This is a genomic window from Acinetobacter legionensis, assembly GCF_048552295.1.
Classification (GTDB): Bacteria; Pseudomonadota; Gammaproteobacteria; order Pseudomonadales; family Moraxellaceae; genus Acinetobacter.
Map to the genome: position 1 here is coordinate 86,296 of NZ_JBIMCW010000004.1, position 23,593 is coordinate 109,888.

Here is a 23,593-nt window from a genome sequence, read left to right on the forward strand (position 1 = left end):
CATTATGATAGATTGATATAAATTCATTTAAATTCAAGGAAAGGTCATGTCTACAGATCCAAATTTTCCAGCAACTGAAAACTTAGGTATCGCTGTTTATTCTAATAACGCTGAGGCAATTGGGAATACACCACTGATTCGTATCAACCGTCTTATTACAGGTGGTGCAACGGTCTTAGCAAAAATTGAAAGTCGTAATCCTGCTTTTTCTGTTAAAGATCGAATTGGTGCTGCACTTATTGCTGATGCAGAAGCGAAGGGGCTTTTGAAAAAAGGTATGCATATTGTAGAACCAACCAGCGGGAATACTGGTATTGCATTGGCATTTGTAGCAGCGGCAAAAGGTTATGCTATTACTTTAACTATGCCTGCAAGTATGAGTATAGAGCGCCGTAAAGTATTAAAAGCGTTGGGTGCAAATTTAATTTTAACTGAACCCGCAAAAGGTATGAAAGGCGCAGTTGACGAGGCGGTACGTTTAGCGACTGAACAACCTGAAACTTATTATTTACCACAACAATTTGAAAACCCGGCCAATCCTAAAATACACGAGACAACAACAGGTCCTGAAATATGGGCAGCAACAGGCGGTAAAGTCGATATCCTTGTTGCTGGTGTCGGAACTGGCGGTACTATTTCAGGTATTTCAAATTATTTTGAAAAGGTCAAGCAGCAAGCGATTTACTCCGTTGCTGTAGAACCCGCAGATTCACCAATTATTGGACAAACCAAACGTGGTGAAACGTTAACGCCTGGGCCACATAAGATCCAAGGGATAGGTGCAAACTTTATTCCTAAAAACTTGGATTTAGATTTAGTAGATGAAGTTATTGCTATCGACAACCAAGAAGCGATTGATTTTGCCCGTCAAAGTGCCACTCAAGAAGGTATTTTTGTCGGTATTTCTAGTGGTGCGGCTTTAGCTGCTGCAGCAAAATTAGCTGCCCGTCCTGAAAATACAGGCAAAACTATTGTGGTGATTCTTCCTGATGCGGGTGAACGTTATTTGTCTTCCGTTTTGTTTGAAGATATTTCAGCAGATTAAGATTGAATTAAATCATTTATGTTTATGCTGTTTATTGTTGCTATGGACTAAAAAATAAACCCGCTCAAGTATCAGCAAGAGTGGGTTTATTTTATTGATATTCAGTTTCTATTCTTAAACTTTATAATGAAGACTTTAACTGTTTTTCATGTTGTTTGACTTGTTTCGCGTATCGTTTACCTTGGCGTTTCATTTTACGATTTGTTTGGTAATTTGTGGGTCCAACATTATAGTAGGCTAAGGCCTTTTTCCAGCTTCCTGCACTTTGATTGTATTTAGCCAAGATCATGGTGCCACAGCGTACATTGGTATATTCATCAAACAAATCACCAGGGCAGGCTTGTTGCCAATAACGCGGCATGATTTGGGTAAGCCCAACAGCACCAGATGGAGAGGTAACATAACTACGGTAGCTCGATTCTTGACGTATAGTCGCTGCAATCAGTAAAGGATCTACATCATATTGATCTGCGCTTTGTACAATGATTGGGGATACGCGATTAGCAACATCTGGAGAGACAGAATAGGCTTTTTGGATTCCAGTCGAAAGTTTAGCAGCACGTTTTTGCACAGAGCCACCACCCAAAGACGAGCATGCTGTGATCGCAAGTGTTAAGCCTACTGTAGAAATTATTTTTAACTGATACTGAAAATTCAAAATAAAACCAATGTTATGTATCCAAGATTGCCCTGATGTTATGTAGCTGATTTAAACCTGTCAATCTATGAAAATTGGTAGATTTATTCGTGATTTGTATCTTAAGCTGTTGGTTGCTTGCTATTTAGGCGTTATTGCTTGAAAAATTAATTTGTTCAATGCATTGAAAGATAATTTTTGTTTTTTAAGTTATTCTTGATAAATCTCTTTAAGTTGTAAGTAAAATTTGATAAAAGAATAATTGTTGACGAATACAAAAAATGTTAATGGTTATGGTTAAAAGATATAAAATTTATCCAATAAAGACAATTAAGGATTGGCAAGGTGAAGACTGGGATGTATATGAAGAGCGAAATACACAAGCTGGGATTATGATCTACAAAGGTTGGATGTACGAGCAAATTGCAAAGAGTCAATATGTTTACATTTTGACCAATGATTTAGCTGAGTTTTTAAAGAAACATGATCGAGTTAAATCTATGAAATTACTCGGATTATCGGTTAAAATAATCACTAGATTTAGACGTGCATTGGGTCTTCAAAAAAAATATGACTATACTTTATCTACTTTAAGAGATTGGATGTTTGAACATCAAGATGAGTTGTTTACTCAAAGCTTTCAGATGTTAAAAGAAAAATATGGATTAACTCAAACTGAAGTTACAAAGTATTGCACCTTTTTAAGAAAGGAAGGAGTTCAGCGTAGTAACAAACTACGTAAGAATAAAATTGGTTATGCAAATCGTAAAATTGTACAAAACAACAAAGACGCACTAGCTAAATCTGAAAATATTTTTGAAGTACAATCGTTATTGAATAAAAAAAATCTTAAAGCTGCAAGGCGAGCGCATAATCTGGTATGTAAAGAACTTGGTATACCTACATTAAATGACATACGTGTACAACGTTTGAATGAAAAAAAAGAGTGGCGATTAGAACATAAAGAGATCATTTTGAGTACACAGTATTCAATCAAAGAGATTGCGATACGACTCAATAAAACTGAACAGGAGATTTTAACTTCTCGTTCTTATTTAAAAGAATTATTAGGTGAAAAAAAACGAGTTTCTCTTCTAAATTGGGTAAGAGAGCATCAACAGGAATTAAATACACTTTCTATAAAAGAATTATGCGAAAAATTTAATTTAACTGTGGGGGCGGTAATGTATCGGAGAAAACTATCGAAACGAAATGAAATACAATAAATTATGTAGATAAAATTAAATGTGGACAAAATATGATCTTTTTTGTAGAGTGTGCTTAATTTAGAACAACTATACAATAACTCATGTTTAATAATATTTATTTTGCTTTGGAAAAATTGGGTCTTACTGCTCAAAAGCGTGCCATGCATGCGTCTTTTTCAAACACTGATCTTAATCAACTGGTATTTTTACAACGTATTGATGGGATGCATGAATTAAACAAAGGCATTCATTTACAATTGATTTGCTTGTCTACGTCAATGAATATTCCATTAAAGCAATTTATCGGTAGCCAAGTGGCTGTCGATATTGTGAATGATAAATCAGAACTCAATCGAATTTCAGGGATTGTGACCCAAGCAGATGTGGGCGCGAGCGATGGTGCGCTGACGATTTACCGCCTGACAGTTGAAGATCCAACCGCACTTTGGAAGCATCGTAGAAATTCCAGAGTGTTTATGAATATGTCTGCGCCTCAAGCAGTTGAAGTTATATTTCAGGAATGGCGCGAGCGAAGTCCATTGTTTGCTTCAAGTCTAACATTGGATAAAAGTGGCTTAACCAAAGACTACGATGTTCGCCCATTTATTATGCAGAATAATGAACGGGATATAGACTTTGTTCAACGTCTGCTTTTTTCTGAAGGGATTAATACTTTAATTGATGAAGCCCAACTTAAAGTATCGAGTTTCAGTGAACAAATTCAACCTCAAAAGCTTCGTTTGATTGACAACAATACTCAATACACCAGCTTAGAACGCAAGAATATTCGCTTTCATCGTAGCAGTCCCACCGAAAGGCAGGACAGCATTATCTCATTTATTGGACAGCGTTCTATTCAGCCTACATCAGTACATATTCAACGTTGGCAAGCCGATGTACTGGAAATAGAAGAAGGTGCAGGCAGTGTTCTAAGCAAACACAAGCATAGTGAAAACTACGACAATGCTAGTTTAGCTCTTGAGCAAGTTTGGCACTTTAGCCCAGCATGGATCCAAGACTTGAATGGAGAAGATGGTGCAACAGCATCAGGTAATCGTCAAATTGAACGTTTTAATGAAAATCTGAGTAACTACTATGACTCACAAGCCAAACAATTTACCGCAATATCTACAGTACGTGATGCACATGTGGGTTATATCTTTGAATTAAATGGGCATCCCGAAATTGATCAACACGATTTTTCCGATAAGCAATTCCTAATCATATCGAAGCACTTTTATAATCAAAATAATCTACCAAAAGAGTTGACCCATCAGGTTGAAAATTTGCTTAAGCAAAGCAATTGGCAAATAACCAATATCACGACAAACAATAGTGATGAACGCCAAGCCAATCAGTTGGTGCTACAACGTCGCAATATCACCACTGTTCCAGAATACAATCCATTAAAACATCGTCCGATTGCGTCACCCCAACGTGCCAGAGTGGTTGGTCCAAGTGGAGAAGAAATCCATGTGGATGAGTGGGGAAGGATCAAAGTACGTTTTCTGTTTACCCGCAATCAAGATCATAGCCACGATGGTGGTGCTGGTTCCAATGATAACGACACCGATTCAGCTTGGGTGGATGTACTGACGCCGTGGGCTGGTGAAGGCTATGGTGCACGATTCTTACCGAGAGTTGGAGAGGTCGTCGTTATAGATTTCTTCGATGGCAACATTGACAGGCCGTTTGTGGTGGGGCGTATTCATGAAGCGCATCGTCATCCAAGCAAGTTTGATGAAAAAGGTAAACTGCCTGATACCAAAAAACTGTCAGGAATAAAAAGTCGAGAGTATCAAGGCAGTGGCTATAACCAACTTAGATTTGATGATAGTACTGAGCAAATCAGCAGTCAGTTACAGAGCAGTCATGGGGTGAGTCAACTTAACCTCGGTAATTTAAGTCATCCCAAAGAGACAGACACTAGCGAAGGACGAGGTGAAGGCTTTGAACTGAGAACTGACCAGTGGGGTGCATTAAGAGCAGGACAAGGTTTATTACTGAGTACTTATGCTCAGGATTCAGCCTCGGGCAATCACCTTGATGTGACCGCGGGCATAAATCAGTTAGAAAGTAGTCTCAATAACTCTAAAGCATTAAGTGAGGTTGCCAAGAATCAGCAGACTGATCCTTTAGAAGTTTTAGATAATATCAAAGGCTTTATCGACGTATTGGCTCAACAAGATCCGAAAAAAGCAGATGAATTTAAGTCTGCGGTGATGATGTTGGCTTCACCAAACTCAATTGCGCTTACCAGTAATGAAGATATTCATCTTTCAGCAGATGGGCAAATTAGCCACACATCAGGCGACAGCATTAACCTAAGTACACAAAAGGCTTTGATTGGACATGCCAGCGCTAAAATTAGCCTTTTTGCGGCACAAGAAGGTGCAAAGTTATTTGCTGGAAAAGGTAAAGTTGAGATCCAAGCGCAGGGTGATGGGTTGGATATGATCGCACGTAAAGGCATTCAAATCATTTCAACCGAAGACGCAGTTTATATCATCAGTCCGAAGGAAATTAAGTTGGTCAGTGATGGTTCTGAACTCAAGATTAATGGTTCAGGTGTGTTTTCAACCACAGGTGGCTTATTTGAGGTGAAATCTGGGCAACAGAAACTGACTTCCCCAGCTTCTATAAATCCGCCAGCTTTAGACTTGCCTGATTGCTCTGCGAAACAAGGACAGGCAGCTCAAAATGGATCAGCGAAGGTGATCTTATGATGAGTGAGAACTTTCTACAACAAACGGCGATATCCTCTGAACTTCATTCCGTAGAAGCAATTTATCAAAAAATGCAAGCAGTCTTTAGCCAGCATCATCGGCTGTTAGTATTGCTTGATGAAACATTAGCGCCCGATGTTTTTGATGATTTAAAGAAGTGTTTAAGAGAACACAATATTATTTATATTCCCTTGGCAAAAGGCAATCGCTATAAAGACACACATCTGTTTTTTATAGAAATATTAGATGAAAAGATATTAAAAGAGATCGGACCACAGCTAGCAGAACATTTACTTAATAATTTTGAAATTTCCAATGATCAGTATTTAGTACATGGTTTTGGGGCTTCTCATTATGAAAATGATCAGTTGAACCAAAAGTTTAAAACCAGTTTGGTGTTGCAAGATATTGAATCCAAAATTTTATTTCGATGGTATGACCCACGAGTAATGATTTATTTAGATCATATATTCAATGAACAACAAATGAATAGTTTATTGGGAAATTTTACTCAATGGGAATTTATCCATCCTAGTGGATATTTTCACTGGGAAAATATCCAACAGAAAAAATTGCTGAAAAAAGCCATTACGCAAGTGAATGAACAACAATCCTTAGCTTTAGATTTGATTGAAATAAGTAATATTGTTTTTCGAAAAGCGCATGAATTAGAACAAGTTGATATCAATCATTTGAAATCACAACAGATTCTTAAAAATTTATATCAAGGACATGAACAATACCACATTACCAGATATGTCGACTTAGTCAGTTATGGCTTATATGCAGAGGTACTTGGGCACAGCTTTATGAAGCATCCTTATATTGTAAAAGTACTTCAACAATACTGGAACACTGAACCTGAAAATTATAATTTTACTGAAGCGATGAATTTTGTTGCTGAAGATTCTTGGGCATTGATTAAAACAGAAACATTGGAATAAGGAAAATAAAATGGGCGGTGATAAAGAAGCTTTTGCAAGAAGAGAAAACAAAAAAGCCGAACAACGTAGACAGGGAGAAGAGATTTTAGCTGCTCCAAATGCGATAACAAAAGCTGCTAATGCAGCAATACAAGTCAATCAACAAACTTCAGATGCAAAAGGCAGTAAAGACCAATGTAATTTTTGCCGAAAACTTGGTTTGCAGATTTTGCCTTTACGTTATACGGTAACTCAAGAAAAAGCTCCACAACTTTCATCACAACTTGGGAAAAATGTAAAAAACATAGCACTGTCATACTCCAAATATACAACTGAAATGATTGATTCTAGTTATATTTATGCAATGGTGAAGCGAAAAAAAGGTTATCAATGGATCGGGTACATCGTCACACCGCAAGGCTATTTATCATCTTTTCCATTAGACAAACCTGCACCCGTATCTGTGCTTGAGTTTGCATGTAAAGGAAATGAACATGCGTTATTTGCCTCATTTGTCACCATTGAATATATTGCAACGAATTTGGCCGAGAAGGCATATTTGATATACACCCACGCCCCCATGACTGATGAAAAAAGAAAAGAATACCAAGCGAAAGCGGATGAATATGTCAGTTCAGGCAAATGGCAATCTATAGATGTTGCAGGATGGGCTAAAGGATCATCACAACAAGAACATTGTTTAAACAATTCAACTTTAAAGGACGGCGTGAGTTTCCCTTTGTCATTTGGCTCTGACCGCTGGAGTAAACTGCTGACTAAATTTGCTGAGAAACCTAAAGCCTTTGCATCTATAGTGCTGTATGACCCAATTGGCATCACTGTAAAGCTAAATGAATATCGAAATGAAGCTTATGCCCCTGTAGATGATTATTTAGAAGCAAAAGATAAATACGGTGTCACCAATCAGCGTAAACTGGACTCAGTGCAACGTGTGGAAAGCATCGAAGGATCATTGCTTAAAAATAAGGCAAAAATCGTACAGCGCGAAAATGAAATTCATGAACAAACAGCACCAGCAATCGAGACAAGGTATCAATGGACGTTAAATATTATTGAACAGCAACTTGCAGATGCAAGGAGAAGAAATGATACAGCAGATATTGAGCAACTAGAACGAAGCAAAAAACTCATATAGAAGATCATGAACGTAAAATGAAAAAACGTGCTGGTTATGGTGAAGAGGTTGGGGAAGCCAACTACCAAGCTGACCGCAAAGTTCTACTCGATAACTTAAACTATAAAGAAATAGAAGCGTTTAAGCAGGAAGCAGCACAAAAATATGACACAGCCTTGAAGGTTGCAAACCAACGTGCTCAAGAGCATTTGAACTGGGTTGTTTCTGAAAGTTTATTAGATGCTTTAGATGCCTATGATCAGAAAAATTTACGAAGTGGTTGTGCATTTAAAGCTCATGTAGCGTCTATGTTATTTGGAATGGAAGGTGCAGAAGTAGGTGCAAAACAGTTAGATGACTGGGTTAAAAAGCCAGAATTTGAACGTAAAAATTTATTTATTCGTGGCTTGTATAGTAATCAGTTAGAGGCCAAGGCAAAGCATGATGAACTGAAAAAAGCTGCAACTGATTTTACCGCTGTTGGTCTAAAAGCCATGAAAGGCACAATAGACTTTTTAAAGAAAACTGATTCTGCATGGGATGAATGGGCAAGGAATCAGGGAATAGACAAAAATAAAGGCAATATCGGATTTTTTAAAACAGAAAAGAAAGTGATGCTTTATGTTTCTAACTTTTCTCGAGTGGTCTTTAGAGCAGGTATGGGGACAACCGCAGAAAGTCGATTTGTAAGTGCAATTTCTCAAAAGTTACTTTTTGCTCAGATGGGGGATTTGGCTGAAAAATTAAGATTTGATCAAATTGTACATAATATAAATCCTGAAAAACAAAATTATGGAAATATCAAACTCAGTCCAGAACTCAGTGAAAGAGCAGCTAGTCAGCTTTCAAAAAATGCAAAAGAAGCAACAATGCGTTCTTTGGATGTATTGATCGATGATGCGATGGCAAAAAAACAACAAGTGGCATTGACCTTAGAAGAAATTGAAAAAGCGGGTAGTAAAGGTATGGCGAACAATACCAACAATTATCATCAGGTGAGGGCATCAGGCATTCTTGTATTTATAGAGGCGATTAATTTAGCGCATATGCTTAACTCTGGAAAATATAAAGACTCGGTACAAATTGCTGCTTTGGTGGCATCTGTATCCGCATTGATGGCTTTTGCTTTGGATATCTTTTATGGTCTAGCAAAAGGTGCAAGAGAAGTGGCGACTCAAACATCTTATGCAGGTGCTGGCGCAGCAGCCACACGAGGCGCAGCAAATATTCAAAGAGCAGGTATTAAATGGGCAGCAGGTAGTTTAAGTACTATTGCAGGGGGAATTACTGCTTGGTTAGATTACAACAAAGTTGAAAATTTGACTGGAAAGGAAGGAATACCTACCTCCTTAATTATATTATATTCAGCTCGTGTAGTTACAGGAGCTGCTGCTGCTCTTTTGGGATTATGCGCAACTTTAACCTATATAGGACCTTTAATGACATATTTAAACCGTGTTGGAGGTAGTCCATTGATTCAAAAGATGGGCGCTAAAGTTTTTGGTGAAACTATGGCTAAATATAGTGTTAAAAAGCTTACTCGAGAGATAGTACGGAATGCTTTACTGCGTTGGATTGCTTGGGCAAGTGGTATAGGTTTAATTTTAACTTTAGTTGAAGTCGCCTTTTTAATATATATGGAGGCAACAAAGCTTCAACGTTGGTGTCAGTATTCTACTTTTAGAGCTTTAAAAACCAATAAGCTAATGTCGGAACAACAAGAAGTCGAAGATTTTCAGACACTATTTGCATAATAGAGTAGTCATAGTATGAGTTTAAAAAAAACAGACCGAATGATTGATGAATTGTCAAATAGGCTTTTTATCGTAGAAGGCGAAGTAACTGATCTGTTGACCAGTGAAACCATGCAGAACTTAAATACCAATATACAAACGGGTACAGGTGCAATGGCTGTAGGCTCAGCACTTGTCGGACAGATCGGTACAGCTGCTTTAGCCAGTTTTGCTGCCAGTGATGAAGGAATAGAAGTCAGTGATTTTGCTTTAGAACTCACAGATAAAAATAATCAAAAGCATTACTTTAAGGGATGTTTTCCTGTAGTGATGTTTAAAAAGGGAGATATGGTTAAAGTGATTGCAGAATCGCTTTCGGGTCAAAATAAATATGCTTATGCAGCAACTATTATTGATATAAAGAATAATTATATATGGACTGGGCAAGAAGTTGTAAAAGGAAGAATGCAACATAGAATCACATCTATGAAGTTTGGACTGATTGTTGGGTTCCTATCAGTATTAACTTTCTGTTTATTTGCAATATTTGGTAAATATGGGATTTCACTTATATTTAATCCTCCTATAGGCGGTACTCTGTTCATTTGTTTATTTTTTTTCTTATTTATAGGCTGGCGTGTTGGTGCAAGTTTTGATGAGCAAAGTATTGAATTAGAATCTATTTTAAAAAAACTTGGGTTTAATAAGCCAAGTCGAATGAATTTACAAATTTTTGCATTGAGTGATTTAAGTTGGAAAAATCAAGAAAAAGATTTTATCCATGAGCGTTGGAAAGATTATACCTACCGTATTGATTTAGCCAAACAATATGATGAAGAAAAATATGGAAAAAAATGAGCTTAAAAAAAACAGACCAAATGATTAATGAATTGGCAGATAGACTTTTTATCGTTGAAGGAGAAGTCACAGACTTATTGACCAGCGAAACCATGCAAAACTTAAATGCCAGTATGCAACCGGCTACAGGTGCAATAGCTGTCGGTTCAGTACTAGTCGGACAAATTGGGAATGCTGCCTTAGCTAGTTTTGCAGCTAGTGATGAAGGTATTGATGTTAGTGATTTTGCTTTAGAAATCACAGATAGAAATAATCAAAAGCATTATTTTAAAGGATGTTTTCCAGAAGTTAATTTTAGAATTGGTGACAATATTAAAGTTATGGCTGAGCCTTTTACAACAAAATATTCAATAGTAAAAGCAGTTATTGAACCAAAAAATCAATATATATGGACAAGTCAACAAATTATAAAAGGACGAATAAGATATAGGATTTTTGGGATAAAATTAATAGGTGGTGTAGGAATATTTGTCATGATAATTTTTATTTTATTTTCGATATTTGAGGATAATGGTATCTCATTTCTTTTAAGTCAGCCTATATTTATTTCTTTTTTCATTTGTTTATTTATTTGTTTATTTATTGGATGGAAAGTGGGTGCAAGCTTTGATGAGCAAAGTGTTGAATTAGAGGCAATATTAAAAAAGTTGGATTTTAATAAACCAAGTATGGCAAGTTTAAATGATTTTTCAGTTTTCTCAATAAATATAAAGAATAAAATAAAAATGGATGAGCATCCTGATCGTTGGGAGCAATATACTTATCGTTTAGACTTAGCTAAACAATATGATGAAGAAAAATATGGGAAAAAATGAGTTTTAAAAAAACAGACCGAATGATTGATGAATTGTCAAATAGGCTTTTTATCGTAGAAGGCGAAGTAACTGATCTGTTGACCAGTGAAACCATGCAAAACCTAAATGCCAATTTGCAAACGGCTACAGGTGCAATAGCTGTGGGTTCAGCACTTGTCGGTCAAATTGGGAATGCGGCTTTAGCCAGTTTTACAGCCAGTGATGAAGGGATAGAAGTCAGTGATTTTGCAATAGAAGTCACGGATAAAAACAATCAAAAGCATTACTTTAAAGGATGTTTCCCTGTAGTGATATTTAAAAAGGGAGATATGGTTAAAGTAATTGCAGAACTACTTTCGGGACAAAATAAATATGCTCGTGCAGTAGCTGTTATTGATCAACAGAACAATTATACATGGACTGGGCAAGAGGTTGTTAAAGGAAGGATTCGCTATAGGGTTTTTGTAATGAAATTATTTGGAGTCATTAGTATTATTGTAGTAATTTTTGCTTTGCTTTTTGATTTTTTTATAACAAATTCAATAAAGCAAATGTTAATTAATAATATTGGTATTCAAATAATTTCTTTTTCATTTATATTAGTTTTTATATTCATTGGTTGGCGAGTAGGTGCTAGCTTTGATGATCAAAGTATAGAATTAGAATCTATTTTAAAAAAACTTGGGTTTAATAAGCCAAGTCGAATGAATTTACAAAATTTTGCATTGAGTGATTTAAGTTGGAAAAATCAAGAAAAAGATTTTATCCATGAGCGTTGGAAAGATTATACCTACCGTATTGATTTAGCCAAACAATATGATGAAGAAAAATATGGGAAAAAATGAGTTTAAAAAAAACAGACCGAATGATTGACGAATTGACAAATAGGATTTTTATTGTTGAAGGTGAAGTAACTGATCTATTGACCAGTGAAACCATGCAGAATTTAAATTCCAATATGCAAACAGGTACAGGTGCAATGGCTGTAGGCTCAGCACTTGTCGGTCAAATTGGGAATGCGGCTTTAGCTAGTTTTGCTGCTAGTGATGAAGGTATTGAAGTTAGTGATTTTGCTCTAGAAATCACAGATAAAAATAATCAAAAGCATTATTTCACTGGATGTTTTCCAGTAGTAATGTTTAAAAAAAGAGATATGGTTAAAGTGATCGCAGAACCACTTTCTGGTCAAAATAAATATGCTCGTGTAGCAGCTGTTATTGATCAAAAAAACAGTTATACATGGACAGGCCAAGAAGTAGTTAAAGGTCGATTTCGATATAGAATATTTGGGATGAAATTAATGGGGGGAGTTTGCTTATTTGTAATGTTTATACAGCTAATCATAGATTATTTTATATCAGATTCGATAAATCAAATGTTATTTAGTGATACAGAAATTCAAATAACATCCTTAATGGCCCTTATTGTTTTCACTGGTATTGGTTGGCGTATAGGAGCAAGTTTTGATGGTCAAAGCATTGAATTAGAGGCAATATTAAAAAAATTAGGATTTAACAAACCAAGTCGAATAGATTTGCAAAATTATGCTCTCAATGATTTAAGTTGGAAAAACAAAGAAGACAACAAAGGATATGGGCATGAACGTTGGAAAGATTATACCTACCGTATTGATTTAGCTAAACAATATGATGAAGAAAAATATGGGAAAAAATGAGTTTTAAAAAAACAGATCAAATTATTGATGAATTTTCAAAAAGGCTTTTTATCGTAGAAGGCGAAGTAACTGATCTGTTAACCAGTGAAACCATGCAAAACTTAAATGCCAATATGCAAGCAGCTACAGGAGCAATAGCTGTAGGTTCAGCACTCGTTGGGCAAATTGGGAATGCTGCTTTAGCCAGTTTTGCAGCCAGTGATGAAGGAATAGAAGTCAGTGATTTTGCCTTAGAAATTACAGATAAAAATAATCAAAAGCATTATTTCACTGGATGTTTTCCAGTGGTAATGTTTAAAAAACGAGATATGGTAAAAGTAATTGCAGAACCGCTTTCGGGTCAAAATAAATATGCTTGTGCAGTAGCGGTTATTGATCAACAAAACAATTATATATGGACAAGTCAAGAAGTCGTTAAAGGGAGAGTAGGGTACAGATTTTCTACTATAAAATTATTTTTGAGTATAGGTATCATAGGTCTTTTTATATTCATACCTTTGTTAATGTTAATAGGAGATGGAATAGCTACATTAAAACATGAAGTTACTAGGCTCATTTTATTTATTTATTTGTTGGTTGGGTTGTTGGAGTAAGTTTTGATGAACAAAGTATTGAGTTAGAGGCAATATTAAAAAAACTCGGATTTAATAAACCCAGTATGGCAAATTTAAATGATTTCTCAGTTTTCTCAATGAACATAAAGAACAAAATAAAAAGGGACGAATATCCTGATCGTTGGGAGCAATACACTTATCGTTTAGATTTGGCTAAACAATATGATGAAGAAAAATATGGGAAAAAATGAGTTTAAAAAAATAAATCAAAATTTAAGGATATAACCAATATTCGTTACTTCCATTGATTTCACCCCAAATTTTGCTGATTAACTGATATTGGCAGATTAACTCCACCAATATCTCAAAATATGAAAGAAGATGGGTGCAGAAAAGCAGATAGAATCAATCCGATCTAACATCCCGCCATGACCATGAATCAACTGCCCCCAATCTTTTACACCACGGTCACGTTTGATAGCTGACATCACCAAACCACCGAAAAAGCCAAAGATACACACAACTAGTCCTATCAATGCAGCTTGTAGATAGCTAAATGGAGTAAGCCATGCCATAGCAACACCTAAAGCTGTGGCTAAAACGATCCCACCCACTAAGCCTTCAACTGTTTTTGATGGTGACAAGACGGGTGCAACCTTGTGCTTTCCAAAAAGCTTACCACAGACATATTGCAAAACATCGGATGCCTGAACGACCATAATCAGCCAGATTGCTAACCAAATCGGTTCACCTTTAAAACCATTAAGTTTTAAATTGAGTAATGCAGGCACATGGGAAATACAGAAAACACAGACCATGAGTCCCCATTGAATTTTAGAACTACGTTCAAGGAAGTGTTTGGTATCTTCTTGTTTTAAACTGGCAATCGGAATCAGTAAAAATACATAAAGTGGAATAAAAATTGAATATAAGCCGTACCAGTCGATATAGATCAAATAATATTGATAGGGAATAACAAAATAAAAGGCGATAAGTAAAGGAAAATAATCACCACGCCTTGTCGGCAATAGACTGGTAAATTCTCGTAGAGCGAACAGGGAAATAATCCCAAATAAGATAATAAATGCAGTTTGACCCAATAGAATTGCTGCGCCAATGACGATCAACATCACCCACCAAGCATTGATCCGTGCATTTAAATTATCAATCACTGATGAGGGTTTTTGCCCAGCTTTTTGTTTGAGAATAAAGCCTACACTAGATGCAAAAACTAAAATTCCCGCAAAAATACCAAATAAAAGATAGGTTTTATTCAGATTATCTAAAATCATTGATTCTCAACCTCTTTTAATAGTACTAGCTGCTTCTGTGCATAATCTATAAATGTGGCTTTATCCATTTCTAAATGTTGTTCTAAAGGAAAGCCAAAGCATACGGTAGACAGTAAAGGCAAAGGAACAAAAGAACCTTTTGGCATGACACGTCTTAGATTTGAAATCCAAACAGGGACAATCTCAATCTCAGGAAATTGTTTATGTAAGTTATAGAGGCCACTTTTAAAAGGTAATAGCTCAAGATCATCATCAAGATTTCGAGTACCTTCAGGAAAGAAAATAATGGAATACCCCTGAGCAAGAGCGTCTTTTACAGGTTGTAAAGGGTCTGCATTATCTTCGCGATTACGTTGAATCGTGACACCATTAAAGGTGTATTTAATTAAAAATTGTCTAAAACCATCTTTCAGCCAATAATCTGAAGCAGCAACAGGTTTAGTTTTTCGACGCATCAGTTTGGGAAGTGAGGACCATAGTAAGATAAAGTCGATATGACTATTGTGATTGGCATAGTAAATACGTTGTTTCATCTCAGGCTGACAACCAACCCATAAGCTACGAGCACCAGTTAACAGTCGTGCGCCACGGCGTGTCAAAAATGCGATAAAGCGAGCAATAGAGTGTGATGCTAAATTTCCATTAGAAGAATCTAAGTGTTGAGTCTTTTGCTCTAAAGACTGTTTATTGTATGACTCTTTATCTTGTTCGGAACGTGGTTCAGGTAGTTGATTCATTCTTTAAGCCGATTGATATTGAAGCATTTTATTGTGGGGCAAGCTGTATAATAAGATGACTAAAGTACAAAATTCTACTTTTTAAGTGATTAAAATAAAATATAACCAAACTTAGTTTTGAATAAAAAGTAAAAAGCTTGGTCTCCTTTTACAAATTTATCATTTCTATTTTTTGAATCATAGAAGAATTTTATAGCATTTCAAGATCTTCACTGCTGAGAAGCTGATAATTTTCTTGATTTAAGATCATTAAAACTATCATACGATAACAATTGAATATATCAGCAACTGTATCAGTTGAGGTTAAAATCGCTTTAAATCATTCTAGAAATCAAAATCATTAAAACCAGATATTGTACTAATAATAAAGCAATTTGTAGTTTTAAAAGTTTAAAGCATCCTACAAAACGCTGTGACCAATCACGTCCTGCTTTGGATGCGGGCATCAATTTCATACTCATTAGGGTTTGATCAAATTGTAGGGTTAAGTTTTCAATAGATTCAGTTTGGGATTCTCGTGCAATCATTTTAATGATTTGAGCATCAAACTTAACTCTAAATGAGAGATAGTGATGAAGCCCAGATAATAACAATGTAATGACAATGAACGTCCAAAACTCAAAGGATTGCCAACCTTTGAACAGGATGGCAAAAATAGATAACGCAAAAGCCAAATAACCTGAAAGTAATATAGCTGTGGTTGCAGACAACAGTTGCGCAACCACATAAAAATTCATTTTCATGGCGCTAAACCTTTCAGTTTTAGATGGTAAATTTCTAATTCTTCCAGTTGGGCTTGTTTTAATACCACCCAAGGGCGAGCTTTACGAATAATGTTTACCATTTCATCAATATTAGCATCTTGGTTTTGTTGAATCAGCCAAGCGGTGAGTACAGCGCTACTTCTTGAATAACCTAAGGCACAAAAAATCAGAATATTTTGGATAGAGCTTGCTTCAAGCTTTGACATCAAATCATTTAATCGTGCTACGGCTAACTCAAGCTGATTGGCTTGTAATGGAATCAGATCTAGACTGAGATATTGCTGATATGCCGTTACTTGGTTTAAGGGTAACTCAGCAACACAATCAAATATTGCATTGTATTGGAGGTGATCTTGTTGTGTTGGAACTCTTCCAATATAGATTTTTTTAAGTTCATGTTGAATGATAAAAGAATCTTCGTGATGTTTTTTGGTCCAAACACGACTATTAAGCCAAGCAAAGATTAAATAAGGCGCAAGCAGTATTTGTGCTGCAACCGTCATTTTGCCATTTTCTTGTTTTTGAAAAAAATGTGGACGTACAAAACTATAGCTATGTGCAACGATAAATAGACTCACAGCAGGGTAAATTAGCCACAATCCCCAAGCTCTAAACTCATAAGCTAAGATAAAGAAAATCACTGAGCCACAAAGGTAATAACTACCAAGCTTTAAATGTTTTGCTGTTAACAGTTGCAGCCCATCTTTTCTAAATGGGGATTTTACTGAAATTGGAAATAACCATAAGCATAAAGCGCCAACAAGTATTCCTGTAGGAAGATCAATAAAATGATGTTGCCATGTCGTGAGTACAGAAATTCCAATCAGCACACACCAAAAATCGACCACATATTTCCATGCCCCAGATACATGGCGACGATAGAAATCCCAAAGGATAATCAGCAAAACAATATGTAATGAGGGCGCTTGATTAAAGGGCTTATCGAAGCCCATCAGGGCATCAAACCATAGACCGAAAAAACCATCTAAAGGTGGACGTTCAAAACTAAACTTTAAAGGGAGCACTAAGAAGCAACTAATCGAAATGACTTGCGCTAAAAATAGCCTAAGCGCTTGTTGTTTAAGCTCAAATTTGTTCCAACAAAGCAATAAGGAGAGGCCGTAAAACAGGTCAATTGACCAATACGGCACAATCGTCCAAGCCCAAAGTGGAATATGCTTTTCCCAAGCAAAGACAATACTTGGAACATCACTAAGACCTGACGCATATTGATTTGCAAAGCCATAAGTGAGGAAAAAGAAAGGCGCAAGAAAAACTAAGCAAAGTAGGCCCCATTTCCAAGTCCCAGTTTCTTTGATGAGTGTTCGCATAAAACATCCGTAGATTATTATTCTATTAAAATTAAAAAATTGGTGACTTAAAATGATTTATATCAAGTCACCAACTGTGTGATAGCAGAAATTTTATAGCTTTTGTGCGACTGAGACGGTAAATATTCCAAACTCATCAATACATTGGTCGACCTTTTTAAAGCCAGCAGCTTCAACAAGTGCATCCATTTCCGCTTGTGAGCGTAAACGCATTACCCATGCATCACCTTCACGATGTGAGGTTAGTGCGCGCGCAATAAACTCTTGCTGCGGGTGCCAAATTTGACCAGTATAAATCAAATAACCATCTTTAAGGATTGCTTTACTTAAGCCCTCAAGTGATTGACGTAGCAAATCATTGTCTGCAAATAACTCATATAAACCCGAAACCACAGCAAGTGAAGGTTTTGGTTTAACAGAGGCCAAAGACTGTGTATCAAATGCATCTGCTTGAACAAATTCAGCAATGTCATTGAGTCCACGTGTTGCAATCATTTGCTGACCAGCTTGTACATTGATATCACTATAATCACGCAATAAGATTGAATCTGGTCGTTTTGGTAGTTGAACCACAGCATCTAAAATATAACGCCCATGACCAGAAGCAATATCCATAATGCTCAATGGTTTACGGTTTTTAATCAGAATATCCGCATATTTCTGAACCAAAAGTTCAATATTCTGTTTACGAACACGGATTCCACGCCAACCAATCGCATTTAAATATTGGCGGTCTATGATATTGCCAATAGGATTAGAACTTTCAGGTTGGTTACGATAAACAAAATCTAAAGTGCTTCCAGAGTCATAGCCAGTGTCTTCACCAATTTTTAAGCCTTTTGATAAATGACTACCAATTTTTAGATTCTTTTTGGTAATTTCCCAAAATGCATTCTTTATTGATTTAGCGGGTAATGGTGAACTGAGTTCTTCAGCTATAGCGCAACTTGGACCAATTTTGTCCGCATTTAAAACATCTGGAGCTTGATATTCAACCGCAAAACATTGCTGGATAAATCTGCGTATTTTTTCTGTTGCAATATGGCGATCTTTTTCGCCTAAAGTATCGTGAAAGAAACCCTCTAAAATATGTAATTCTTTTTTAGGATGTGGAAGCTTTTGGTAAAATTCACGTTGCGGTTTTTGAAAAACTACAAAATCTGAACCTGAACATAACACCTGAGTCGGCACAAAGATATTTTGTGAGTCAGCAACAATACGCTTAGAGGCATCATAGAGTCCAAGCAACATTCTCACCGAAATTGCTTTAGCAATTTTAGGATCGGTATCATAGCTTTGAGCACGTTCTTCATCATGGGTCAGCATTTTGGCTTTAACATAACTTTGAATGAAAAAATTACCACGAATTTTTTCCATGACTCTTAAACTTGGTTCGGCAAATGGCACATAAAGCTTAATATCAAAAGCAGGGGAAGCGAGACACAAGGCGCGAATTTTTGGCGCATAATCATGTACCCATGTTGCAGCTAATACAGCACCTACACTTTGTGCAACCACAGCAATGTTTTTGGCGTCGATGCCATAGTTTTCTTCAATATGCTGTACAAAATATTGAATATCTTTTACACATGTGGAGAAGCTAGGTGCATCACCACGTTCACCTGGTGAATCGCCGTGCCCACGGGCATCCCATGCAAAGAAATCAAATTCACTTAAATTGAGTTCATTAACTAAATGCGCCATACGTCCTGAATGTTCATGGCCGCGATGAAACAGAAGAATGGCTTTTTTTGTTTCGCTTGGAGTGTCGGTCGACCAATGTTGATAAAACAATTCTGTTCCATCATGACTCGCAAAGGTGTGATGACTGTTGTTATACATACGAATTTACCCTAAATATGAAACTGTTTTATAACGCTGTTTTTAAACTATTTTTAATTCGGTTATAGATGGTTAAACTAAGTAGTAGACCAATTAAAATGAGTATGCCATTACAGATTAAGCTGAGAAGTTGTAAATTTGTAGTGAATAATGGCAAGATGACAATCACGACAGTGATTAAACTAAACCAAAATGCGCGATCACTTTTCCCCATTGGGCCGTCATAACGACGTTCTTGACCAATCAGTGGGGCCATAACGCCCGTGTATTCACTTAAAATTGCAAGAAAAGCGACTAATAAGAGTAATTTTGCATTAATAAAGCCAAAAGCAATCAAGCATAGATAGAGTGCTGTGTCCGAAATAACATCACACAACTCATTGTAAAACGCACCTAAGTTGGATTGTTGTTTAAATTCACGGGCAAGCATTCCATCGATGGCGTTGAAAGCCATTCGTAGCAGCATCCACAAAGGAAAGAGCAATAACCATCCATTTACAGCATGATTCAGATAATACTGGTATAGAAAAAAGCTTAAACCGAGCGATATAAACATCGCTAATAACGTGACTTGATTTGCCGTGATTCCGATATTAAAAAGCTTTTTAACAAAAGGGCGCAGTAAGTTTTGAAATGCTGGTTTTAATTGATAGATTGATGGCATTGTTCTAGTAATATAAGGTATATGATAGGATTTTAATCAAGTTTTCCATGATTTTACAAGTATTAATTTTCATCATTTAAATTCGTGATGTTGGGAGCTACTGACATTTCATAAAAGGTTAGCGTTGTGGGCTAAAATTGCATATGAGACGTATACATCGTAGTGTATTGAGTGAGATTGATTAGAGAAACTATTGGCGAGTTTTACTGCTCAAGCTGAGATAATTTAGCCATCACCTGAGCAAGAACCAAGAAATATTTTGTTTATAGAGAGGGTGTGCGGGGACTAGAATATTTTTTCAGCAACGTCGTTAGCTTGTGAAATGATGTTGCTCATCTTTTAGAGTGTCTAAATTCAATATTTCATGCCTCGTATCATCTAAAATCATTTGTAGCCGCAAACGCAGACAAATTATCAACAGACCCTAATTTAAAATTTCTATGAATGGTCCTATAATTCAAATATCATCTTAATTTTGATCTTGTTTATGCTATGACACCTGCTTGTAAAGTTTTAAAATCAAATAAAATTGAATTTTCTGTTCATGAATATGAACATGATGTAAATGCAAAAAGTTTTGGCTTAGAGGCTGCTGAAAAATTAGGTTTAAATGTCGAAGAAGTTTTTAAAACCCTGATGGTAACAGATGATAAAAACTATTTTGTTGCCATCCTTCCAGTGAATCATCAATTAAATTTAAAGAAAGTAGCGAGTGCCTTTGCTTGTAAAAAACTACATATGGCTGATCCTAAAGATGCAGAGCGTTTAACTGGATATTTAGTTGGTGGAATCAGTCCTGTAGGTCAAAAAAAGCGTTTAAAAACGGTAATTTGTGAAAGTGCACAGCCGTTAAGTAAAATGTATGTGAGTGGTGGGAAAAGGGGCTTGGATATTGGGGTTAATCCACTAGATTTAGCGAAGGTTTTGAGTGCGAATTTTGCTGATATTGTTGATGAATAATCCATCCTTTTATTGATGAATTTTAATTAAAAATAATAATGTTACTCACTATGTTACTCACAAAAAGATTTGCTCAAAAAATAAAGCCACTGAAGTGGCTTTATTTTTTGAATCTATGTCTAATATTACAGACTGGACATATGAACTAAACCAATAACTCTTCCGACCATCCTTAAATGGCTTCATGTAGCGTCCTTCTCTAATTCTGGCATCTAGAGTTTCTGGTTCTATATTCAGCAAGTGAGCAAATTCGGCTCGCCCAATTCTGCGTTCTTCTTTTTGGCTTACCGGTTGCTCAACAAGTCTTGTTAAATGTTTGAGAGATTCAGATTCAATTTTTAATACACCCATTCATCACCTCAACAAGCTTTCTTTCTAGTGCGCTTCATATCAGCAGCAATAGATTGAGTAGAATTAATAATTAATTGTTCAGCCTGATTAATATTATCAGAACTGTTCATGTAACAAGCAATCGCATTACTAGCTATGCAATAACCAAATTTAACTGCTATTAAGGTTTACTACAGAACAAGTGAAGTCAGTTTTAGTGGTTCAACAGCTAGAGATGATACTAGGGGATTTATTACACTGGGAACTGTAGATGCAACGCGACATATTTTACAAGCAGTTGGTTGATCCCGTTTTGACTTAATAGTTAAACTGAAGTTTTTTCTAAGAATGTTACTTGATCTGGATCAAGGCGTATGGCATATTTTAGCTATAGTGGACGAATTTATGGTAATCCACACAGTTTAATAGATTTGTATACCCACTGATTCCATCAAGTGGGTATTTTTTTGAGATATACAGCTAATGAAATGGATTTTATCGCTAACTCTTATAATCGTATCTACGACAAGTTTTGCTTATCAAATTACAGATTATTCAGGGAAATGTTTTACACAAAATGAGAAAAAAACTTATTCCTGTTCAATTCAAAAAGGTATAAGTGCTGGTGGAAAGTTTGTATACATAGAATTTGATCAAAAAGAATATTTAATTGAGCAATCAACAACATGTGGTGGTAAATGTAAACCTTATTTGGGTACAACTCCAGAAAATGTATTGTCTGCTAAAAATTATAAAAAAGATCAATGGAGTTGTTACAAGCAAGAGCAAGGCAATATGAATATTTGTTATATGCTAACCAAATAAATTAATTTTTAAGGAGCTCATCGAAAGGTGAGTTTTTTTTTCATAAAAAACAAATCTGTAATGATTAGGTGCTAAGATACTATTGAAGAATAGGAAAAAACATGAACATTTGTATTGGTGGTCCTTGGCATGGAAGTAAGTTGCTTGGGAATGTAAGCCATGAGAAATTTTTCAAAATTAAAGGTTCTACATCAAAATCAATTACAACCTATTATAAAAAATAGTTAAGATTAAAAATCAAGAGTATGTATTTTGGGTATCTGATGAGTTATTAGATATGCAGGCTGATGAAATAATTAGAGATTATTTTGTAAAAAATTTTCAAATTCAATAGAGAAAACATATAGTCGTTAAAAGATATAGATTGATAGTGATTGTTTAGAAAATTATAGAATGTTACGTATTTCATTGAGATAGAGATTATCTGGCATTGCATATTTATATATTTAATGGATAATTATGTTTTCTTCCATGGTTTTTTACATGCCAATCGTTAATGTTAAAAAGCTTGATAATATTCTTAGTAAATTATTTGAAAGTAAAAGAATTCCAAAAATAATTTTAATTGGCTATAAATCATATAGTGATCTTATGAATGACCGAAAATTTTTTGAAGATGTAGTGGGCTCATCAATGAAACCCAGCAAACGAACTTATAAAAATATTAAAATAAAAGTAACCCAAGATGATAATCAGCTTGAGGTTAGATGTTTTTCTTGAATTTTTGAAGATCCTATTAGCATGAAAATTAAAATTGGTTTACTTATTTTGAAAATTGAGTGCAATATTAGATTAAAATATTATATTAGTATCCTACGCTAATGAATAAAAATAAATTTTTATAATAGTTTTTACTTCTGCATTAATAGTTAGCATATTTTTACTAGGTTTTTCCGTTTATAAGATTTCTCAAGCACGAAATAAAAATAACATCTTGAAACTTTCTAGCGATGCTAAAAATTCATTAGTCGATATTGCTAAATAGAATTACTTATTCGATATAGATCGAACCAATGAAAATACCATAATGATTTTTTTAAATTTTATCGGCTACTTAGTGATTGATTTTTTGATCCTGTTACTCTTGATTATGAGCTTTTTCATCATCTTTAGCTGAATTTTGTGCTTTAATTGAGCATGAGTTGAATCACAATTAAACAGTTTAAGGATGAAATGCAGGTTATGAAATTCAAATTATGAGATGAGCATCTTAAATAGCTTGAAATAGACAGAATTAAAAGCGGTGATAGTGAAGGTACTGATGATCTTACATCAGTAAAAATAACTATTCAGGTTGTTGATGCAAGTAAGTAAGCCCTCCTCGATAAGGGATTACATCCTAAAAAAGGACAAAATTAAAATCTTAAATTTATCAGTTTTATAATTATGTTATTGAATTGACTGATTTAAAACTAAGTTGTAAATTACCATGTTACATCTTAGATGATTAAACAGTGACCTTATTTTTTCGTTTTTTTATTTCGGTGCTCCTAATATTAATAATCTTCATGTTTATGTATATTGTTATAAAGGGTATTTGAGTCTGACATATTTTTTAAG

The 23,593-nt window shown here is 35.3% G+C and carries 23 protein-coding genes and 1 pseudogene; 16 read left to right on the forward strand and 8 right to left on the reverse strand.

Going from position 1 to position 23,593, the window contains the following annotated elements:
* Positions 1-46 precede the first annotated feature (46 nt).
* Positions 47-1,045 carry a cysteine synthase A gene (cysK, locus tag ACG916_RS04720; protein ID WP_336950968.1) on the forward strand — a complete coding sequence of 333 codons (999 nt, stop codon included), beginning with the start codon at positions 47-49 and terminating at the stop codon, positions 1,043-1,045.
* Between the two features lie 121 nt (positions 1,046-1,166).
* Here the strand turns inward: cysK and ACG916_RS04725 are convergent, their stop codons facing one another.
* Positions 1,167-1,703, reverse strand: coding sequence for a lytic transglycosylase domain-containing protein (locus ACG916_RS04725; RefSeq protein WP_336950969.1), 537 nt, complete (start codon positions 1,701-1,703; stop codon positions 1,167-1,169).
* A gap of 260 nt (positions 1,704-1,963) precedes the next feature.
* Between ACG916_RS04725 and ACG916_RS04730 the strand changes: the two genes are divergently transcribed.
* The 11 genes from ACG916_RS04730 (at position 1,964) to ACG916_RS04780 (ending at position 13,539) form a co-directional block, all read left to right on the forward strand.
* Entirely contained in the window at positions 1,964-2,908 is a 945-nt protein-coding gene (locus tag ACG916_RS04730; RefSeq protein WP_419330351.1) for a hypothetical protein, read from the forward strand.
* 83 nt (positions 2,909-2,991) lie between these two features.
* Positions 2,992-5,616, forward strand: a complete 2,625-nt coding sequence (locus tag ACG916_RS04735; RefSeq protein ID WP_419327281.1) for a type VI secretion system Vgr family protein — start codon at positions 2,992-2,994, stop codon at positions 5,614-5,616.
* Entirely contained in the window at positions 5,613-6,560 is a 948-nt protein-coding gene (locus ACG916_RS04740; RefSeq protein ID WP_419327280.1) for a hypothetical protein, read from the forward strand. Before ACG916_RS04735 ends, ACG916_RS04740 begins: the two co-directional genes overlap by 4 nt.
* Positions 6,561-6,570: 10 nt before the next feature.
* On the forward strand, positions 6,571-7,695 hold the full coding sequence (locus ACG916_RS04745) for a T6SS effector BTH_I2691 family protein (RefSeq protein ID WP_419327279.1): 1,125 nt from the start codon (positions 6,571-6,573) through the stop codon (positions 7,693-7,695).
* A 17-nt stretch (positions 7,696-7,712) separates the two neighbouring features.
* Positions 7,713-9,428 carry a T6SS effector BTH_I2691 family protein gene (locus ACG916_RS04750; protein ID WP_419327278.1) on the forward strand — a complete coding sequence of 572 codons (1,716 nt, stop codon included), beginning with the start codon at positions 7,713-7,715 and terminating at the stop codon, positions 9,426-9,428.
* A 15-nt stretch (positions 9,429-9,443) separates the two neighbouring features.
* On the forward strand, positions 9,444-10,265 hold the full coding sequence (locus tag ACG916_RS04755; protein ID WP_419327277.1) for a putative type VI secretion system effector: 822 nt from the start codon (positions 9,444-9,446) through the stop codon (positions 10,263-10,265).
* Positions 10,262-11,080: a putative type VI secretion system effector gene (locus ACG916_RS04760; RefSeq protein WP_419327276.1), complete on the forward strand. Its 819-nt coding sequence runs from the start codon at positions 10,262-10,264 to the stop codon at positions 11,078-11,080. The genes ACG916_RS04755 and ACG916_RS04760 overlap by 4 nt, the downstream gene beginning before the upstream one ends.
* Positions 11,077-11,904 (forward strand): putative type VI secretion system effector, encoded by an 828-nt coding sequence (locus ACG916_RS04765; protein WP_419327275.1) that lies wholly within the window; start codon positions 11,077-11,079, stop codon positions 11,902-11,904. The genes ACG916_RS04760 and ACG916_RS04765 overlap by 4 nt, the downstream gene beginning before the upstream one ends.
* On the forward strand, positions 11,901-12,734 hold the full coding sequence (locus tag ACG916_RS04770; RefSeq protein ID WP_419327274.1) for a putative type VI secretion system effector: 834 nt from the start codon (positions 11,901-11,903) through the stop codon (positions 12,732-12,734). Before ACG916_RS04765 ends, ACG916_RS04770 begins: the two co-directional genes overlap by 4 nt.
* Complete coding sequence (locus ACG916_RS04775; protein ID WP_419378803.1) at positions 12,731-13,327, forward strand: putative type VI secretion system effector; 597 nt, start codon at positions 12,731-12,733, stop codon at positions 13,325-13,327. The genes ACG916_RS04770 and ACG916_RS04775 overlap by 4 nt, the downstream gene beginning before the upstream one ends.
* A 65-nt stretch (positions 13,328-13,392) precedes the next feature.
* Positions 13,393-13,539 carry a hypothetical protein gene (locus ACG916_RS04780; RefSeq protein ID WP_262775000.1) on the forward strand — a complete coding sequence of 49 codons (147 nt, stop codon included), beginning with the start codon at positions 13,393-13,395 and terminating at the stop codon, positions 13,537-13,539.
* Positions 13,540-13,635: 96 nt separating this feature from the next.
* Here ACG916_RS04780 and ACG916_RS04785 read toward each other — a convergent pair whose 3' ends face one another.
* From ACG916_RS04785 to ACG916_RS04810, 6 genes are all read right to left on the reverse strand, one after another.
* The gene (locus ACG916_RS04785; protein WP_004719987.1) at positions 13,636-14,580 is read right to left on the reverse strand and encodes a phosphatidate cytidylyltransferase; all 945 of its coding nucleotides are present in this window, start codon (positions 14,578-14,580) and stop codon (positions 13,636-13,638) included.
* The gene (locus ACG916_RS04790) at positions 14,577-15,317 is read right to left on the reverse strand and encodes a lysophospholipid acyltransferase family protein (protein WP_419330356.1); all 741 of its coding nucleotides are present in this window, start codon (positions 15,315-15,317) and stop codon (positions 14,577-14,579) included. Before ACG916_RS04790 ends, ACG916_RS04785 begins: the two co-directional genes overlap by 4 nt.
* A 314-nt stretch (positions 15,318-15,631) precedes the next feature.
* Positions 15,632-16,060, reverse strand: coding sequence for a hypothetical protein (locus ACG916_RS04795; RefSeq protein ID WP_336950977.1), 429 nt, complete (start codon positions 16,058-16,060; stop codon positions 15,632-15,634).
* On the reverse strand, positions 16,057-17,412 hold the full coding sequence (locus ACG916_RS04800; RefSeq protein WP_419327272.1) for a phosphatase PAP2/dual specificity phosphatase family protein: 1,356 nt from the start codon (positions 17,410-17,412) through the stop codon (positions 16,057-16,059). Before ACG916_RS04800 ends, ACG916_RS04795 begins: the two co-directional genes overlap by 4 nt.
* A 93-nt stretch (positions 17,413-17,505) precedes the next feature.
* A complete protein-coding gene (locus tag ACG916_RS04805) occupies positions 17,506-19,254 on the reverse strand; it encodes a bifunctional alpha/beta hydrolase/class I SAM-dependent methyltransferase (protein WP_419327271.1) in 1,749 nt (582 codons plus the stop codon).
* A 28-nt stretch (positions 19,255-19,282) separates the two neighbouring features.
* Positions 19,283-19,918: a CDP-alcohol phosphatidyltransferase family protein gene (locus ACG916_RS04810; RefSeq protein ID WP_419327270.1), complete on the reverse strand. Its 636-nt coding sequence runs from the start codon at positions 19,916-19,918 to the stop codon at positions 19,283-19,285.
* A gap of 492 nt (positions 19,919-20,410) precedes the next feature.
* On the opposite strand from ACG916_RS04810, the gene ybaK reads away from it, so the two are divergent.
* Positions 20,411-20,878, forward strand: coding sequence for a Cys-tRNA(Pro) deacylase (gene ybaK / locus ACG916_RS04815; RefSeq protein WP_419327269.1), 468 nt, complete (start codon positions 20,411-20,413; stop codon positions 20,876-20,878).
* Positions 20,879-20,935: 57 nt separating this feature from the next.
* Here ybaK and ACG916_RS04820 read toward each other — a convergent pair whose 3' ends face one another.
* Positions 20,936-21,229: a hypothetical protein gene (locus ACG916_RS04820; protein WP_419327268.1), complete on the reverse strand. Its 294-nt coding sequence runs from the start codon at positions 21,227-21,229 to the stop codon at positions 20,936-20,938.
* A 462-nt stretch (positions 21,230-21,691) separates the two neighbouring features.
* Between ACG916_RS04820 and ACG916_RS04825 the strand changes: the two genes are divergently transcribed.
* The 3 genes and pseudogenes from ACG916_RS04825 to ACG916_RS21760 all read left to right on the forward strand — a co-directional run.
* Positions 21,692-22,033 (forward strand): hypothetical protein, encoded by a 342-nt coding sequence (locus tag ACG916_RS04825; protein ID WP_419327267.1) that lies wholly within the window; start codon positions 21,692-21,694, stop codon positions 22,031-22,033.
* A gap of 483 nt (positions 22,034-22,516) precedes the next feature.
* The gene (locus ACG916_RS04830; protein WP_419327266.1) at positions 22,517-22,753 is read left to right on the forward strand and encodes a hypothetical protein; all 237 of its coding nucleotides are present in this window, start codon (positions 22,517-22,519) and stop codon (positions 22,751-22,753) included.
* Positions 22,754-23,251: 498 nt separating this feature from the next.
* Positions 23,252-23,347: pseudogene (locus ACG916_RS21760) on the forward strand (DUF2280 domain-containing protein); the annotation flags it as partial.
* Positions 23,348-23,593 lie beyond the last annotated feature (246 nt).

Bases quoted from the DNA above. Each gene is read 5' to 3' on its own strand.
- cysK (WP_336950968.1), top strand. From the start codon at position 47: ATGTCTACAGATCCAAATTTTCCAGCAACTGAAAACTTAGGTATCGCT.
- ACG916_RS04730 (WP_419330351.1), top strand. From the start codon at position 1,964: ATGTTAATGGTTATGGTTAAAAGATATAAAATTTATCCAATAAAGACA.
- ACG916_RS04735 (WP_419327281.1), top strand. From the start codon at position 2,992: ATGTTTAATAATATTTATTTTGCTTTGGAAAAATTGGGTCTTACTGCT.
- ACG916_RS04740 (WP_419327280.1), top strand. From the start codon at position 5,613: ATGATGAGTGAGAACTTTCTACAACAAACGGCGATATCCTCTGAACTT.
- ACG916_RS04745 (WP_419327279.1), top strand. From the start codon at position 6,571: ATGGGCGGTGATAAAGAAGCTTTTGCAAGAAGAGAAAACAAAAAAGCC.
- ACG916_RS04750 (WP_419327278.1), top strand. From the start codon at position 7,713: ATGAAAAAACGTGCTGGTTATGGTGAAGAGGTTGGGGAAGCCAACTAC.
- ACG916_RS04755 (WP_419327277.1), top strand. From the start codon at position 9,444: ATGAGTTTAAAAAAAACAGACCGAATGATTGATGAATTGTCAAATAGG.
- ACG916_RS04760 (WP_419327276.1), top strand. From the start codon at position 10,262: ATGAGCTTAAAAAAAACAGACCAAATGATTAATGAATTGGCAGATAGA.
- ACG916_RS04765 (WP_419327275.1), top strand. From the start codon at position 11,077: ATGAGTTTTAAAAAAACAGACCGAATGATTGATGAATTGTCAAATAGG.
- ACG916_RS04770 (WP_419327274.1), top strand. From the start codon at position 11,901: ATGAGTTTAAAAAAAACAGACCGAATGATTGACGAATTGACAAATAGG.
- ACG916_RS04775 (WP_419378803.1), top strand. From the start codon at position 12,731: ATGAGTTTTAAAAAAACAGATCAAATTATTGATGAATTTTCAAAAAGG.
- ACG916_RS04780 (WP_262775000.1), top strand. From the start codon at position 13,393: ATGGCAAATTTAAATGATTTCTCAGTTTTCTCAATGAACATAAAGAAC.
- ACG916_RS04785 (WP_004719987.1), bottom strand. From the start codon at position 14,580: ATGATTTTAGATAATCTGAATAAAACCTATCTTTTATTTGGTATTTTT.
- ACG916_RS04790 (WP_419330356.1), bottom strand. From the start codon at position 15,317: ATGAATCAACTACCTGAACCACGTTCCGAACAAGATAAAGAGTCATAC.
- ACG916_RS04795 (WP_336950977.1), bottom strand. From the start codon at position 16,060: ATGAAAATGAATTTTTATGTGGTTGCGCAACTGTTGTCTGCAACCACA.
- ACG916_RS04800 (WP_419327272.1), bottom strand. From the start codon at position 17,412: ATGCGAACACTCATCAAAGAAACTGGGACTTGGAAATGGGGCCTACTT.
- ACG916_RS04805 (WP_419327271.1), bottom strand. From the start codon at position 19,254: ATGTATAACAACAGTCATCACACCTTTGCGAGTCATGATGGAACAGAA.
- ACG916_RS04810 (WP_419327270.1), bottom strand. From the start codon at position 19,918: ATGCCATCAATCTATCAATTAAAACCAGCATTTCAAAACTTACTGCGC.
- ybaK (WP_419327269.1), top strand. From the start codon at position 20,411: ATGACACCTGCTTGTAAAGTTTTAAAATCAAATAAAATTGAATTTTCT.
- ACG916_RS04820 (WP_419327268.1), bottom strand. From the start codon at position 21,229: ATGGGTGTATTAAAAATTGAATCTGAATCTCTCAAACATTTAACAAGA.
- ACG916_RS04825 (WP_419327267.1), top strand. From the start codon at position 21,692: ATGAAATGGATTTTATCGCTAACTCTTATAATCGTATCTACGACAAGT.
- ACG916_RS04830 (WP_419327266.1), top strand. From the start codon at position 22,517: ATGCCAATCGTTAATGTTAAAAAGCTTGATAATATTCTTAGTAAATTA.